Source organism: Staphylococcus sp. URHA0057 (assembly GCF_000620265.1).
In the GTDB taxonomy this organism is placed as follows: Bacteria; Bacillota; Bacilli; order Staphylococcales; family Staphylococcaceae; genus Staphylococcus; species Staphylococcus pasteuri.
Window position 1 is genome coordinate 71,829 of record NZ_JHVS01000011.1, and the last position, 15,796, is coordinate 87,624.

Below are 15,796 nucleotides of genomic sequence, written 5' to 3' on the forward strand. Positions count from 1 at the left end.
TGAAGATGAGCGTTTATTGGAGGAAAACGAAATGACAAAAGAGAATATTTGTATCGTTTATGGAGGAAAAAGTGCAGAACATGATGTTTCTATTTTAACTGCCCAAAATGTATTAAATGCAATAGATAAAAATGAATATCAAGTAGATATTATTTATATAACAAATGATGGCGAATGGAAAAAACAAGATAATATTACTCATCATATTGAATCAACTGATGAATTACGTATTAATGACATTCCAACAGGAGAAATTTCACAATTGTTAAGCAATGGTAGTTTAGGCAAATCATACGATGCTGTATTCCCATTATTACATGGACCTAATGGTGAAGATGGTACAATCCAAGGTTTATTTGAAGTACTGGATATTCCATATGTAGGTAATGGGGTATTAGCAGCTTCAAGTTCAATGGATAAATTAGTAATGAAACAATTATTTGAACATAGAGGTTTACCTCAATTACCATATATAAGTTTCTTAAGAAGTGAATACGAAAAATATGAAAATAATATTCTTAAATTAGTTAATGACAAATTAACTTACCCAGTATTTGTTAAGCCTGCAAACTTAGGATCAAGTGTTGGTATAAGCAAATGTAATAATGAAGAAGAATTAAAATCAGGTATTGAAGAAGCTTTCCAATTCGACCGTAAGTTAGTTATTGAACAAGGAATAGACGCAAGAGAAATTGAAGTAGCTGTTTTAGGTAATGACTATCCAGAAACTACTTGGCCTGGTGAAGTAGTTAAAGATGTTGCATTCTATGATTACAAATCAAAATACAAAGACGGTAAAATTCAATTACAAATCCCTGCTGACTTAGATCAAGATGTTCAAATGACATTAAGAAATATGGCTTTAGAAGCTTTTAAAGCAACTGATTGTTCAGGGTTAGTACGTGCGGATTTCTTTGTTACAAAAGACAATCAAATTTATATTAACGAAACAAACGCTATGCCAGGCTTTACTTCATTTAGTATGTATCCAAGTTTATGGGAGAATATGGGCTTATCTTATGCTGATTTAATTTCTAAATTAATAAGCTTAGCTAAAGAACGACACGAAGATAAAAAGAAAAATAAATATAAAATCGATTAAACGGAGTTGCTTTAGATGATAAACGTAACGTTAAAACAAATTAAAGAATGGATTGATTGTGATATAGATGAACAATATCTTGATCATTCCATTCATGGTGTCACTATAGATTCCAGAGCGATAAAAGAAGGTATGCTCTTTATACCTTTTAAAGGCGAAAATGTAGACGGTCATCGTTTCGTTGAACAAGCACTTAATGATGGTGCATGTGCATCATTTTATCAAAAAGATGTTACACCGCCTGAACAAGTAAATGGCCCAATTATTTGGGTTGAAGATACATTAAATGCATTACAAGATTTGGCTAAAGCTTATTTAAAACATGTAAATCCAAAAGTAATTGCAGTTACTGGTTCAAATGGTAAAACGACAACTAAAGACATGATAGAGAGTGTTTTAAATACAGAATATAAAGTGAAAAAGACACAAGGAAACTATAATAATGAAATTGGAATGCCTTTAACCATTTTAGATTTAGATATAGATACTGAAATTTCAATCTTAGAAATGGGCATGTCAGGTTTCCATGAAATAGAATTATTGTCTTCAATTGCAGAACCGGATATCGCAGTAATTACTAATATTGGGGAATCACATATGCAAGATTTAGGTTCTCGTGAAGGTATTGCTCAAGCTAAATCAGAAATTACTATTGGTCTTAAAGCACAAGACACATTTATATATGATGGCGATGAACCGCTTTTAAAACCTCATGTTGATAAAATTAAACAAGCTAAATGTATAAGTATTGGTTTAGAACAAGATAATACATTAGTGTGTCAAGTTGATGATAACGTTTCAACTGAAGGTATTGCTTTTACAATAAATCAAGAACAACATTATGAATTACCCATTTTAGGTATTCATAATATGAAAAATGCAGCTATAGCAATTGCTGTAGGACATGAGTTAGGTTTATCCTATAACGTCATTCAAAACAATATAAAAAACGTTAAGTTAACTGGTATGAGAATGGAACGACATGAAACTGAGAACCATATAACTGTTATCAATGATGCTTATAATGCTAGCCCGACTAGTATGAAAGCAGCAATAGATACATTAAGTAATATGGAAGGCCGCAAATTGTTAGTACTAGGTGATGTTCTAGAATTAGGAGACAATAGTAAACAAATGCACGAAGAAGTTGGAAATTATTTACACGATAAAGATGTCAACCAATTATTTACGTTTGGTAAAGAAGCGGCATTTATTCATAGTGCAGGCAAACAATTTGTGGGCGAGGCTTATCATTATGAAGATAAAAATAAACTTATTTCTCATATTACTGATATCGTTCAACCAAATGATAAAGTTTTAATTAAAGGCTCAAGAGGCATGAAATTAGAAGATGTAGTCGATGCACTAATTAAATAAAAAGTATTACATTCCAATAGTAAGACATATGTTAATTTCTAAGTTAAATGGGAATAACATAGTAGTCTTACTATTTTTATTTAAAAAATAAAATATATTTATGGAACGCTTTCAATATATGCACGTCACCATTTTAAAAGGAAATGTTTCATAATTAAGAGTCATTATTCACCACTATATACCAACTGCTTTATTGCTATAATAAATGTTAGGTGGTACTATTAAGAAGTTGATAAAACATAAATGAACATATATGCAAATAAGTATATTGAGAAATAAACAGGTAAAAGGAGAATTATTTTGCAAAATTTTAAAGAACTAGGGATTTCGGATAAAACGGTTCAAACACTTGAATCAATGGGGTTTAAAGAGCCAACTCCTATCCAAAAAGATAGTATCCCTTATGCGTTAGAAGGATACGACATCCTTGGACAAGCCCAAACAGGTACTGGTAAAACGGGTGCGTTTGGAATACCTTTAATTGAAAAGGTAGTTGGAGAACAAGGTGTTCAATCATTAATTCTAGCGCCTACTAGAGAATTAGCGATGCAAGTTGCAGAGCAATTAAAAGTATTTAGTAAAGGTCAAAATGTACAAGTCGTTACAGTTTTTGGTGGTATGCCAATCGAACGTCAAATTAAAGCACTAAAAAAAGGTCCACAAATTGTTGTTGGTACTCCAGGACGTGTTATTGACCATTTAAATAGACGTACATTAAAAACTAATGATATTCATACACTTATTTTGGATGAAGCTGATGAAATGATGAACATGGGATTCATCGACGATATGAGATTTATTATGGATAAAATTCCAGCTGAGCAACGTCAAACGATGCTATTCTCAGCAACAATGCCTAAAGCTATCCAAACTTTAGTACAACAATTTATGAAAACACCTAAAATTATTAAAACAATGAATAATGAAATGTCAGATCCTCAAATCGACGAATATTATACAATTGTTAAAGAATTAGAAAAATTCGATACTTTCACAAACTTCCTAGATGTACATCAACCAGAATTGGCAATTGTATTTGGACGTACAAAACGCCGTGTTGATGAATTAACAAGTGCATTATTATCTAAAGGATATAAAGCTGAAGGTTTACATGGTGATATTACTCAAGCTAAACGTTTAGAAGTATTGAAAAAATTCAAAAATGATCAAATCGACATCTTAGTTGCAACAGACGTAGCAGCGAGAGGATTAGATATTTCAGGCGTAAGTCACGTTTATAACTTCGATATTCCACAAGATACTGAAAGCTATACTCATAGAATCGGTCGTACAGGTCGTGCCGGAAAAGAAGGTATCGCTGTTACTTTTGTAAATCCAATTGAAATGGATTATATTCGTCAAATCCAAGATGCTAACAATAGAAGAATGAATGCTTTAAGACCACCTCACCGTAAAGAAGTCTTAAAAGCACGTGAAGATGACATCAAAGAAAAAGTTCAAAACTGGATGTCTAAAGAAAACGAACCACGTTTACAACGAATTTCAAGTGAATTACTTGAAGAGTATAATGATGTTGAACTAGTTGCATCATTATTACAAGAATTAGTTGAAGCAAACGATGAAGTAGAAGTTCAATTAACATTCGAAAAACCATTATCACGTAAAGGACGTAACTCTAAAGGAAATAATAATTCTAGAAGAGACAATAATAAACGTGGTGGCGGTAAATTCGATAATAAAAATAGACGTTCATCAAAAGGTTTCTCTTCAAAGAAGAATAATAATAAAAAGTTTGATCGTAAAGATAAATCATCTCAAAACTCAAACAAAACAATGAAAGGTCGCACATTCGCTGACCATCAAAAATAAAAATTTATCAATACTCAATATATAATTTGTTTTCTAAAGAAGCACACAATTAATTTAAATTAATTGTGTGCTTCTTACTTTTGTCTTGGCGAATAGAAAATAAAAGTAATTTTTAAGTGATGAACGTTAATAAAAATGAAGCGACATTTAGAAGAAAAATTGACTATGCTATAATGTGGTTAAAAATTATAAAGGAGCTAAATTAATGAATAGTACATTTCATAAAAGTCCAAAAAATGCTTTAACATACTACTTCTTAACAGCGGGACTCAGTTTTATTATTGAAATAATTATCTATGCTATTCTTTTTTATCTTTGGTATCAATTTAATTGGTGGCACTTTATTATATACATATACATAGTGTTATGGATCGTAAGTTTAATTAGATTGATTTCAAGTCCTTTACTTAAATACAATTATTTATTTTATAGAATTCAAAATAATGTCATAGAAGTTAAGTCAACTTTTTTCTTTAAACATCAAGATATTTCTAAAATTGAAAGACTACAATTTTTACAAATAAATACTAATCCTTTAGCGAGAAAGTTTAAAATTAATGAAATAACATTTGTTTCTGCTGGTCATAGTTTTGAACTTCCATTTGTATCCGAAGAAGAAGCAGAATTTATACAAGAACAGATATTTAGTCAATTGAGAGGAGCAGAATATGATGTATAGTCCGCAAAAATTGCATCCGATATCATATGTTTCCGGATTGATAGAAGCTTTCAAACAAAATTTTATAGTTATCATTATCTTTTTAGTTTTTAATTTTAAAGATTTTGATTTTACTAATTTACGTGAATATATTGTTCCCGCATTATTAACTATCTTTTTCTTAATATCGTTTATTGGTCAAATTTTAAAAGTATATAATACTCGGTATTGGATAGAGAACAATCATTTCATATTGACTACAGGAATATTTAATAAAGAACGTAAAGAATTAGATATAAGTCGTATTCAATCTGTAGACACTTCTCAAGATATAATTAATCAGATTGTTGGTGGTGTGCAGTTACAGATAAAAACACCTAGTGATGGTTTAGAACTTTCAACCATCTCAAAAACACAAAGTATTGAAATAGAAAACACAATTAAAGACATACAAAATCAATTAAGTAATAATGATGAAAAGGATGTTAATCTTGATTCTTATTTAAATGTGGATTCAAGCGTCGATAACATTCAAGGGAATTTTGAAAATGATATGCCAGGTCAACGAAAACGCGTGTTTAAATTATCATTTAAAAATTTAATATTAATGTCTTTATCAAGCGGAGCTATAGGAGTTGCATTAGCGACTATTTCACCAATTGTAGGTAGTTTTTCTAATCTTATTCCATGGAATAGAATTACAAATGAATTATTCAGTTTTGCTAATGCTATAGCGATTGTAATAAGCATAGTAGTAGGATTGATTTTGATATTAAGTTACATAGTGGGGGCATTAATCAATTTAATTAGATATTATGGTTACACCATGACACAAGAAGGACATCAATTAAAAATTCAATATGGATTATTAACAAAAAAGAAGATAACTGTACCTACAAATCGCATACAAGCTGTTATTGAACGCCAATCTTATATTAGAAAATTATTCGGTTTTACAGCTATACATGTATTAATAACTAGTGATATTGATGAAAAACTTGAAGACGACACTAGTAGTGATGGTGAAATAATGATCATTCCTTTTATAAAGCGCAAAATGGCTTATGAGATTATACATGAATTAATACCTGAAATGGCGTTTAAAACTGCAAATTTAGGTATGCCATGGAAAGGATTTCATAGACATTTCTTAATTCCATCTATCATATTAGTTATCATTGGGATAATAGGTAGTTACTTCTGGTCTGCATGGTCATTTTTCTTTATAGGTATTATCATTATAGCTTTAATTATACAAGCTTTAATTTATATTAAATTATCAGGCTTAAAGCTTAAAAATGATGAGTTAACAATTCAAAAATCAAATTTATTCAGCATCAAAAGATATTATGTAAAATATGACAAAATCATTGGTATGGAAATTGATGCACATCCACTTTTAATTAGAAATCATCTTGGTAATTTTGAATTTTTAATTGCAAAAGGAGCCAGTCATCAATCGATAGGGTTAAAATATAAGGATGAAAAAACAATTAAATATCTAAAATCTTGGTATGTAGGAGGTGACCAACATGTCGAATTATAAATATATGGATGATAAAGCTAAAAAAGTGATGATAATGGCTAATCTAATATGGTTAAGTATACTCTTTGTTATCCTCGTTATTATTGTGGTTTTAAACTGTAAATTCTTCCATATATCAGACTCTTGGTCGCTAGTAATAGGAGCAATTGTATTGTTTATTATATGTTGTATTTTAGCATTGATAATCATTCCTATATTTAGATATAAAAACTTTAGATATAAAATTGATGAAAATGAGATCCATGTTAGAACAGGTATATTTTTTATAAATACGAATATCATTCCTTTCTTTAGAATTCAAAACATTGATGTTAATGAAGGTTTAATAATGAGAAAATACAAACTTGCAACAATTACTTTATCAACAGCAGGTGGCAATTCTGAAATTTCTTTAATAAATAATAAGAATGCTCAGCAAATAAAACGATTAATTAAAGAAAGACGAAATAATCAAAATAATAATCAATATGATGTAAAATAAAAAAGTAATGTAGCATCTAAAGTAATGGGGCGGAAAAATGATATATGGAATAGGTGTAGATTTAATAGAGATAGAAAGAATTAGAAAAGTATTTAATAAACAAAAGATGAAATTTGTGGAAAGAATTCTTTCAGAAGATGAATTAATGACGTTTAATCAATTCACACAGGAAAAACGTAAAATAGAATATTTAGCTGGAAGATTCTCAACTAAAGAAGCGTTTAGTAAAGCGCTAGGAACTGGTTTGGGGAAAACAATAGCTTTTAATGATATCAATTGTTATAACAATGACTTAGGCAAACCGTGTATTGATTACAAGGATTTTCGAGTTCATGTAAGTATTACACATACTGATAATTATGCAATGAGCCAAGTGTTATTAGAACAATTAGATGATAATAAACAATTCAAATAGGTGAGTTTTGAAATGAGTTGTTAGGCTTTAAAGGAGGAAATAAGATTATGTCAGAAAAATTTTATAGATCGACATATTTAAATATAGACTTGAATGCAATCTTATCCAATTACCAAACTTTTGATAAATTGCATGCTAATAAAACTGTTATCTCGGTAATTAAAGCTAATGGATATGGTTTAGGAAGTGTTAAGATCGCTCAACATTTAATGGATCATGGGGCTTCTTTCTTTGCAGTAGCAACCTTAGATGAAGCAATCGAACTACGTATGCATGGTATTAAAGCTAAAATCTTAATATTAGGGGTTATTCCACCTACAGATATTAATAAAGCTATACAACATCGTGTTGCATTGACTGTTCCATCAAAAGCATGGCTAAAAGAATCAATTAAAAATATTTCTGAAGAAAATGAAAAAACATTATGGCTACATTTAAAACTTGATACGGGTATGGGCAGATTAGGAATGAAAGATGTAGAAGAGTATCAAGAAGTCGTAGATATTATTAGTAAATATGAAGATTTAGTGTTCGAAGGCGTTTATACACATTTTGCTAGCGCTGATGAACCTGGTGATTCTATGGCCAACCAATACCAACTGTTTCAAAATATAGTTAATCAGGTCGACAAGCCACCATATATTCATGCTCAAAATTCTGCTGGTTCATTATTAATGGATGGACAATTTTGTAATGCCATTCGTCTAGGTATATCACTTTATGGATACTATCCATCAGAGTATGTAAATCAAAATGTTAAAGTTCATCTAAAGCCAAGTACACAATTAGTCAGTGAAATTGTTCAAACAAAAACATTAAATGAAGGTGAATCTGTTAGTTACGGCAGCACATTTACTGCAACCGAGCCAACAAGAATTGCTATTTTACCTATAGGATATGCAGATGGTTATTTACGTTCAATGCAAGGAGCTTTCGTCAATGTTAATGGGAATCAATGTGAAGTGATTGGTAGAGTCTGTATGGATCAAACAATTGTAAAAGTCCCAGACACAGTTAAAGTTGGTGATAAAGTTATATTATTAGATAATCATTCAGATACGAATCAATCTGTTGAAGCATTAGCTAAGAAACAAGATACGATTAATTATGAAGTCTTATGTAATTTATCAAGAAGATTGCCACGTATTTATTATGAAAATGACAATACTGAGATAACTAATGAATTATTAAAATAAGTATAGTCACTGTTTTCAAAATTTGTTATTATTAAGATAAATCAATAAACCTTAAAAAACGCTACTTTTGAAACCAATGGAGGTTCTTTGTATGTTATCTTTTAATCAAAATAGAAGTTACAGTTTAGAGCAATCTTTAAAAGAAGGTTATGCACAAATGGCTGATTTAAATCTCTCCCTAGCAACCGAAGCTTTTCCAATTGAATGTGAAGCGTGCGATTGCAATGAAACATATTTAACTTCTAACGCTAAGAATGAATGATTAGAAGAGGAGATGTTTATCTAGCAGATTTATCACCTGTTCAAGGGTCCGAACAAGGGGGAGTAAGACCCGTCGTTATTATTCAAAATGACACAGGTAATAAATATAGTCCAACAGTAATTGTTGCAGCAATTACTGGAAGGATTAACAAAGCTAAGATACCCACACATGTAGAAATAGAAAAGAAGAAGTATAAACTTGATAAAGATTCTGTAATCTTACTTGAACAAATTCGAACGTTAGATAAAAATCGTTTGAAAGAAAAGCTCACATATTTGTCAGATAACAAAATGAAAGAAGTAGATTACGCCCTAGACATCAGTCTAGGATTACATAATTTTAATCATCCAAAGACTTAAATTATTGTATGTATTTAACAAATACAAATAAAATAATGAAATAAAAGACAATAACTTTATAATAATTACAATTGCATGAATGTTTAACTAGTTAATTTATTTTAATTGTTGAACCATGCATTTTTAACATATTAAGAGTAATGATAGTTATTTCGAAGGACTATTTATTATAAAAGGATGTCTTAAGTTTAGTTATATGGCTTTAGGTATTCCACTCCTAAAGTCTTTTTTAGATAGTTAACAAAACTGTGTAATGCTATTAAAAAACATAAATGTAGCGATTGGGAAACAAGTATTAATGTTGTAGTTAGGAGGCAAAAATCGTGGAAGAATTTAAAAAAGATTATAAAAAATTGATAGATGAAAGCTTAAGCACGAATAACAAAACACAATTAATAAAGAAGTGTGAAGAATTCACTAATGAAGTTATAAAAAAAGATATTTTGCCAGAAGATATTGTTGAAATACATAAAAATTATATTTCTTCATTAGACATAGCTGAACATGAGGCACTTAACACATTAGATGTTTTACAGGAAGTTGTTAAAGGATTTGGATATAGTTATAGAGACTATCAAAAATTAGTCAATAAACTACAATACCACGATAAAGAAATTGATTTAGCTTCTAGACTACAACAAACTATGTTAAAAACAGATATTCCTCAGTTTGATAGTATACAAATTGGCGTTATTTCAGTTGCTGCTCAAAAAGTAAGTGGAGATTATTTTAACTTAATTGATCATAATGATGGAACTATGAGTTTTGCCGTTGCAGATGTCATTGGGAAGGGAATTCCAGCTGCATTAGCTATGAGTATGATTAAATTTGGTATGGATTCTTATGGACATTCACAATTACCAAGTGAAGGTTTAAAGCGACTTAACCGTGTTGTTGAAAAAAACGTAAATCAAAATATGTTCGTTACAATGTTCTATGGTTTATATGAAGAAATGAACCATTTATTATATTGTAGTTCAGCTGGACATGAACCTGGATACGTTTATCGTGCTGAAACTGAAGAATTTCAAGAAATAGAAGTAAGAGGACGCGTGTTAGGTATTAGTCAACAAACACGGTATAGCCAACAAGAAATTCCTATTTATATTGATGATTTAGTAATAATTCTTACGGATGGCGTAACTGAAGCTAGAAATAAAGAAGGCGAATTTATAAAAAAAGAGACATTATTGAATCTTATTAAAAAATATAAGCATATGCACCCACAGGACATAGTTCAAATTATTTATGAAGCTATTTTAAAAGTACAAAATCCTCATAAAAAAGATGATATGACCATATTGATTATAAAACGAGTGAATTAAACTTTAATTTATGATTAAGGAATTATGACAATGGGTATAATTATTCTTGAATAGTAAACTAGAAGAATCGAAATACAATTAGGAGTGTAATTAAATGAATCTTAATATTGAAACTGTCACACATGATACATATTATGAAGTTAAAGTTGGCGGAGAACTTGATGTTTATACAGTACCTGAACTAGAAGAGGTACTTGTGCCAATGAGACAAGAAGGTACACATGACATCCATGTAAATTTAGCAAATGTAAGCTATATGGACTCAACAGGTTTAGGTCTATTTGTAGGAACACTAAAAGCATTAAATCAAAACGATAAAGAGCTTTATATCTTAGGAGTATCTGACCGTATTGGAAGACTCTTTGATATTACTGGATTAAAAGATTTAATGCATGTTAATGAAGGAACGGAGGTAGAGTAACATGCAATCAAAACAAGATTATATTGAAATGCGGTTACCAGCTTCTGCCGAATATGTAAGTTTAATTAGATTAACACTGTCTGGTGTGTTTACCAGAGCAGGTGCATCATATGATGATATAGAAGATTCAAAAATTGCGGTTAGTGAAGCTGTAACTAATGCAGTAAAACATGCTTATAAACACAATCCTGAAACAGGCATGATTAATTTGTGCTTTGAAGTATTTGACGATAAAATTAAAATTGTTATTTCAGATCAAGGTGAAAGTTTTGATTATGAAACTACTAAGTCTAACTTAGGACCATATGATAATAACGAAAATGTAGATTTCTTACGTGAAGGCGGATTAGGTTTATTCTTAATTGAATCTCTTATGGATGAGGTTACTGTTTACAAAGAATCTGGTGTTACGATAAGTATGACTAAGTATATTAAAAAAGAGCAGGTGCGAAATAATGACGAAAGAGTCGAAATCAGTTAATGATGTATCACCTGAACAGATTAACCAATGGATTAAAGAACACCAAGAAGACCAAAGTAGTGGCGCTCAAGATAAATTAGTTCGTCATTACCGAAAACTAATTGAATCATTAGCTTATAAATACTCTAAAGGTCAATCACATCATGAAGATTTAGTTCAAGTGGGAATGGTTGGTTTAATAGGTGCTATAAATAGATTTGATTTGTCATTTGATCGAAAATTTGAAGCATTCCTAGTGCCAACAGTTATTGGTGAAATTAAAAGATATTTGAGAGATAAAACATGGAGTGTTCATGTTCCAAGACGTATAAAAGAAATTGGTCCTCGTATAAAGAAGGTTAGTGATGAACTTACAAATGAATTAGAACGCTCACCATCAATTAGTGAGATTGCTGAACGTTTAGAAGTTACTGATGAAGAAGTTCTTGAAGCTATGGAAATGGGCCAAAGTTATAATGCGCTAAGTGTAGATCATTCAATCGAAGCAGATAAAGATGGTTCAACAGTTACATTGTTGGATATTATGGGTCAACAAGATGATAATTATGACCTTACTGAAAAACGAATGATTCTAGAAAGAATTCTACCAATATTATCAGATAGAGAAAAAGAAATCATACAATGTACGTTTATCGAAGGTCTTAGTCAAAAAGAAACTGGTGAACGTATAGGTCTGAGCCAAATGCATGTATCAAGATTACAACGTACTGCAATCAAAAAGTTGCAAGAAGCAGCTAATCAGTAAATAATTAAATATATAATATTATAACAAAAAATAAGGTTATTATTTTTTCAGCAAAATGTAGATTCTAAATGAGTACTATATTTCTGAGGAAGTAGTAATCTTATTTTAATTTAAACAAGCTTTTAAAAAGAAATTTATTAATGAAACCTATCTAAGCAATAAGAAATTACCGGATTATGTTAAAATAAAAAAATAAATTAAAGAAAAAGTGTGGTAGAACAATGGACAATCATTTAATTAAATCAATCATCGAAAAGTACAATTTTTCTGAAAAACAAATTACATCAGTACTAAAATTATTAGAGGATAAAAATACTGTTCCTTTCATAGCAAGATACCGTAAAGAACAAACAGGTGGCTTGGATGAAGTTGAAATCAAACAAATTTCAGATGAATATCAATACATGGTTAACTTACAAAAGAGAAAAGAAGAAGTCATTCATAGTATCGAACAACAAGGCATGCTATCTGATGAACTGAAAAATGATATTCTAAAACAAACAAAATTGCAACGTGTAGAAGATTTATATAGACCATATAAACAAAAGAAAAAAACACGTGCTACTGAAGCTAAAAGAAAAGGATTGGAACCTTTTGCTACTTGGCTTTTACAACCTCAACTTGACGAAGCGGTTGAAGCTAAAGCTAAAATTTACATTAATGAAGAAGTTGAAAGTATTGACGAGGCAATTCAAGGGGCACAAGATATTATTGCTGAACAAATTTCTGACAACCCCAAATATCGTTCAAGAATCTTGAAAAATGTTTATCACCAAGGTCAAATAGTTACTACTAAGAAGAAAAAAGCTGAAGATGAAAAAGAAATTTTCACTATGTACTATGATTATGCTGAACCTATTAAAAAAATGGCTAATCATAGGGTATTAGCAGTTAATAGAGGCGAGAAAGAAAAAGTATTAACTGTAAAAATTGAATTTGATACTACGCAAGTAGAAAAAGATATCGAAAAACAAGAAATTAAAAAAGAAACTGAAGCTACATATATTGTTAAAGATGCAATCAAAGATAGCTTAAAAAGGTTAATTATGCCTTCGATAGAAAGAGAAATAAGAGGCGATTTAACTGAAAAGGCTGAAAATCATGCCATTGATGTGTTTAGTGAAAATTTAAGAAATTTACTTTTACAACCACCTATGAAAGGTAAACAAATATTAGGTGTGGATCCAGCGTTTAGAACTGGTTGTAAATTAGCGGTGATTAACCCTTATGGTACTTTTGTAGCTAAAAATGTGATATATCCACACCCACCTGTAAATAAATTAGATAATGCTGAAAAAGTAATCGTTAAGATGATTAATGATTATAGTGTTCAACTTATTGCAATTGGAAATGGTACAGCTAGTAGAGAAACAGAACAATTTATAGCTAATGTTATACAAAAATATAAATTGAATGTTCAATTCATAATAGTAAATGAAGCGGGTGCATCAGTTTATTCTGCTTCTGAAATTGCAAGAGCTGAATTTCCTGATTTCCAAGTTGAAGAAAGAAGTGCAGTATCAATCGGAAGAAGGGTTCAAGATCCGTTAAGTGAACTTGTTAAAATTGACCCTAAATCAATTGGTGTAGGACAGTATCAACACGATGTTAACCAAAAAGAACTAGAAAAAGCATTAACATTTGTAGTAGAAACAGCGGTTAACCAAGTAGGAGTGGATGTAAATACAGCATCTCGTTCATTATTACAATATGTATCTGGTCTGACTTCACAAATAGCACAAAATATTATTGAATATAGAGAAGAAAATGGAGCTATCAAGCACCATAAAGAGATTGCAAAAGTAAAAAGACTAGGCGCAAAAACTTTAGAACAAAGTATTGGATTTTTGAGAATAGTTGATGGTACAGAACCGTTAGATAATACATCTATTCACCCTGAAAGCTACAATGCAACATATGAGTTACTTAAACAATTAAATCTAAAAGTTAAGGATTTAGGTAACGATACATTAAAAAATAAACTAGATTCGGTTAATATAAAAGAATTGGCTGAAGAACTTAATATAGGTGAGCTAACACTCGAAGATATTATAAATTCTCTAAAAGCACCTAATAGAGATCCACGTGATGAATTTGAAACACCAATATTAAAATCCGATGTACTATCTATTGAAGACTTAAAAGAAGGTATGAAACTTAGTGGTACCGTTAGGAATGTTGTGGATTTTGGAGCATTTGTAGATATTGGAGTAAAACAGGATGGACTCGTTCACGTTTCAAAACTATCTAAAAGGTTTGTAAAAAATCCTATGGATATAGTTAGTGTTGGGGATATAGTTGAAGTTTGGATATTGAGCATTGATAAACAAAAGGATAAAGTTGCATTGACAATGATTAACCCAAATGAATAATCAAGAACTAAAAAACTTAGTGTGTGAAATATCCATTGAATATTTTAAAATTCCTTTTCAACATGATGCATACTTTAATAGTCGACTAAGAACTACTGGCGGCAGATATATGTTAAAATCTCATAACATTGAAGTTAATCCTAAGCAATATGAAAAATATGGAAAGAAAGCAATTATTGATATAATAAAACATGAATTATGCCATTATCATTTACATTTAACTGGAAAAGGTTATAAACATAGAGATAGTGACTTTAAAGTTTTGAGTAGTAAAGTAGGGGCACCAAGATTTTGTACACCTACAAAATCTTATAAAGAAAGAGCTAATTATATATATTCATGTAAAAATTGTTTTACAAAATATTTAAGAATTAGGAAAGTAGATGTAAATAAAATGAGATGTGGAAAATGTGGAGGAAAATTAAAACTATCTGATCACATTTCTAAATGAGTTACAAATATCTAAATGCAAATTAATAGTATCAAATATAACAAGGAGTACTATGGTTAATATATTGCTATAGTACTCTTTTTGAAATTTTAATAATTTTTATTATTGACATAGTCTTTACAATGATTTATTATAAATAACGTTGCGTTAACAAAACACATCACTTTATAAGTTAATTAAGATTATTAATTTAATATTAAAAACTTGTTGACATAACATTTCAAATGTTTTACAATATATTATGCTATTAAAAAGTAGTTCGATATTTTAAAGCGTTTTGCCAGCGGTCGTGGCGGAATGGCAGACGCGCTAGGTTGAGGGCCTAGTGGGAGAAATCCCGTGGAGGTTCAAGTCCTCTCGGCCGCACCAAATAACTTAATTACATGCGGGTGTAGTTTAATGGCAAAACCTCAGCCTTCCAAGCTGATGTTGTGGGTTCGATTCCCATCACCCGCTCCAATATTTACAAAATGAACATTGAAAACTGAATGACAATATGTCAACGTTAATTCCAATAATGTAACGAAAGTTACAACAATTAATTTAGTTTTATGAGCTAATCAAACATCATAAATTTTTATGGAGAGTTTGATCCTGGCTCAGGATGAACGCTGGCGGCGTGCCTAATACATGCAAGTCGAGCGAACAGATAAGGAGCTTGCTCCTTTGACGTTAGCGGCGGACGGGTGAGTAACACGTGGATAACCTACCTATAAGACTGGGATAACTTCGGGAAACCGGAGCTAATACCGGATAAGATTTTGAACCGCATGGT

The 15,796-nt window shown here is 30.3% G+C and carries 16 protein-coding genes, 2 tRNA genes and 1 rRNA gene; all 19 read left to right on the top strand.

All coding sequences use genetic code 11. The features are described 5' to 3' along the window. The first annotated feature begins 31 nt into the window (after positions 1–31). Positions 32–1,102, top strand: coding sequence for a D-alanine--D-alanine ligase (locus N524_RS0107895; RefSeq protein WP_029056190.1), 1,071 nt, complete (start codon positions 32–34; stop codon positions 1,100–1,102). 15 nt (positions 1,103–1,117) lie between these two features. After that, positions 1,118–2,479, top strand: coding sequence for a UDP-N-acetylmuramoyl-tripeptide--D-alanyl-D-alanine ligase (locus N524_RS0107900; RefSeq protein ID WP_029056191.1), 1,362 nt, complete (start codon positions 1,118–1,120; stop codon positions 2,477–2,479). Positions 2,480–2,779: 300 nt separating this feature from the next. Beyond that, entirely contained in the window at positions 2,780–4,309 is a 1,530-nt protein-coding gene (gene cshA, locus N524_RS0107905; RefSeq protein WP_029056192.1) for a degradosome RNA helicase CshA, read from the top strand. A gap of 205 nt (positions 4,310–4,514) precedes the next feature. Continuing rightward, on the top strand, positions 4,515–4,988 hold the full coding sequence (locus N524_RS0107910) for a PH domain-containing protein (protein WP_029056193.1): 474 nt from the start codon (positions 4,515–4,517) through the stop codon (positions 4,986–4,988). Continuing rightward, positions 4,981–6,513 carry a PH domain-containing protein gene (locus N524_RS0107915; RefSeq protein WP_029056194.1) on the top strand — a complete coding sequence of 511 codons (1,533 nt, stop codon included), beginning with the start codon at positions 4,981–4,983 and terminating at the stop codon, positions 6,511–6,513. The genes N524_RS0107910 and N524_RS0107915 overlap by 8 nt, the downstream gene beginning before the upstream one ends. Beyond that, entirely contained in the window at positions 6,500–6,994 is a 495-nt protein-coding gene (locus tag N524_RS0107920) for a PH domain-containing protein (RefSeq protein ID WP_029056195.1), read from the top strand. Before N524_RS0107915 ends, N524_RS0107920 begins: the two co-directional genes overlap by 14 nt. A 37-nt stretch (positions 6,995–7,031) precedes the next feature. After that, positions 7,032–7,409: a holo-ACP synthase gene (gene acpS, locus N524_RS0107925; protein WP_029056196.1), complete on the top strand. Its 378-nt coding sequence runs from the start codon at positions 7,032–7,034 to the stop codon at positions 7,407–7,409. Between the two features lie 47 nt (positions 7,410–7,456). After that, on the top strand, positions 7,457–8,605 hold the full coding sequence (gene alr / locus N524_RS0107930) for an alanine racemase (protein ID WP_029056197.1): 1,149 nt from the start codon (positions 7,457–7,459) through the stop codon (positions 8,603–8,605). Positions 8,606–8,696: 91 nt separating this feature from the next. Next, on the top strand, positions 8,697–8,867 hold the full coding sequence (mazE, locus tag N524_RS0107935; protein ID WP_002451626.1) for a type II toxin-antitoxin system antitoxin MazE: 171 nt from the start codon (positions 8,697–8,699) through the stop codon (positions 8,865–8,867). Then, entirely contained in the window at positions 8,864–9,226 is a 363-nt protein-coding gene (locus tag N524_RS0107940) for a type II toxin-antitoxin system PemK/MazF family toxin (RefSeq protein ID WP_029056198.1), read from the top strand. The genes mazE and N524_RS0107940 overlap by 4 nt, the downstream gene beginning before the upstream one ends. Before the next feature lie 323 nt (positions 9,227–9,549). Next, positions 9,550–10,551, top strand: a complete 1,002-nt coding sequence (locus tag N524_RS0107945) for a SpoIIE family protein phosphatase (protein ID WP_017637330.1) — start codon at positions 9,550–9,552, stop codon at positions 10,549–10,551. A gap of 94 nt (positions 10,552–10,645) precedes the next feature. After that, positions 10,646–10,972 (top strand): anti-sigma factor antagonist, encoded by a 327-nt coding sequence (locus N524_RS0107950; RefSeq protein ID WP_029056199.1) that lies wholly within the window; start codon positions 10,646–10,648, stop codon positions 10,970–10,972. Position 10,973: 1 nt separating this feature from the next. Beyond that, a complete protein-coding gene (gene rsbW / locus N524_RS0107955; RefSeq protein WP_017637328.1) occupies positions 10,974–11,453 on the top strand; it encodes an anti-sigma B factor RsbW in 480 nt (159 codons plus the stop codon). Then, positions 11,428–12,198 (top strand): RNA polymerase sigma factor SigB, encoded by a 771-nt coding sequence (gene sigB / locus N524_RS0107960; protein ID WP_029056200.1) that lies wholly within the window; start codon positions 11,428–11,430, stop codon positions 12,196–12,198. The genes rsbW and sigB overlap by 26 nt, the downstream gene beginning before the upstream one ends. 221 nt (positions 12,199–12,419) lie before the next feature. Beyond that, positions 12,420–14,570, top strand: a complete 2,151-nt coding sequence (locus N524_RS0107965) for a Tex family protein (protein WP_029056201.1) — start codon at positions 12,420–12,422, stop codon at positions 14,568–14,570. Next, the gene (locus tag N524_RS0107970; protein WP_029056202.1) at positions 14,563–15,021 is read left to right on the top strand and encodes a SprT family protein; all 459 of its coding nucleotides are present in this window, start codon (positions 14,563–14,565) and stop codon (positions 15,019–15,021) included. The genes N524_RS0107965 and N524_RS0107970 overlap by 8 nt, the downstream gene beginning before the upstream one ends. 283 nt (positions 15,022–15,304) lie before the next feature. After that, positions 15,305–15,390, top strand: a tRNA-Leu gene (locus N524_RS0107975). 16 nt (positions 15,391–15,406) lie between these two features. Continuing rightward, positions 15,407–15,480 (top strand) — tRNA-Gly (locus N524_RS0107980). A 117-nt stretch (positions 15,481–15,597) separates the two neighbouring features. Next, positions 15,598–15,796: ribosomal RNA gene (locus N524_RS0107985) — 16S ribosomal RNA — on the top strand; the annotation flags it as partial.

Coding starts and splice junctions, on each gene's coding strand:
- N524_RS0107895 (WP_029056190.1), top strand. CDS start 32: ATGACAAAAGAGAATATTTGTATCGTTTATGGAGGAAAAAGTGCAGAA.
- N524_RS0107950 (WP_029056199.1), top strand. CDS start 10,646: ATGAATCTTAATATTGAAACTGTCACACATGATACATATTATGAAGTT.
- N524_RS0107915 (WP_029056194.1), top strand. CDS start 4,981: ATGTATAGTCCGCAAAAATTGCATCCGATATCATATGTTTCCGGATTG.
- N524_RS0107940 (WP_029056198.1), top strand. CDS start 8,864: ATGATTAGAAGAGGAGATGTTTATCTAGCAGATTTATCACCTGTTCAA.
- N524_RS0107920 (WP_029056195.1), top strand. CDS start 6,500: ATGTCGAATTATAAATATATGGATGATAAAGCTAAAAAAGTGATGATA.
- sigB (WP_029056200.1), top strand. CDS start 11,428: ATGACGAAAGAGTCGAAATCAGTTAATGATGTATCACCTGAACAGATT.
- acpS (WP_029056196.1), top strand. CDS start 7,032: ATGATATATGGAATAGGTGTAGATTTAATAGAGATAGAAAGAATTAGA.
- N524_RS0107965 (WP_029056201.1), top strand. CDS start 12,420: ATGGACAATCATTTAATTAAATCAATCATCGAAAAGTACAATTTTTCT.
- N524_RS0107900 (WP_029056191.1), top strand. CDS start 1,118: ATGATAAACGTAACGTTAAAACAAATTAAAGAATGGATTGATTGTGAT.
- N524_RS0107910 (WP_029056193.1), top strand. CDS start 4,515: ATGAATAGTACATTTCATAAAAGTCCAAAAAATGCTTTAACATACTAC.
- rsbW (WP_017637328.1), top strand. CDS start 10,974: ATGCAATCAAAACAAGATTATATTGAAATGCGGTTACCAGCTTCTGCC.
- mazE (WP_002451626.1), top strand. CDS start 8,697: ATGTTATCTTTTAATCAAAATAGAAGTTACAGTTTAGAGCAATCTTTA.
- N524_RS0107970 (WP_029056202.1), top strand. CDS start 14,563: ATGAATAATCAAGAACTAAAAAACTTAGTGTGTGAAATATCCATTGAA.
- alr (WP_029056197.1), top strand. CDS start 7,457: ATGTCAGAAAAATTTTATAGATCGACATATTTAAATATAGACTTGAAT.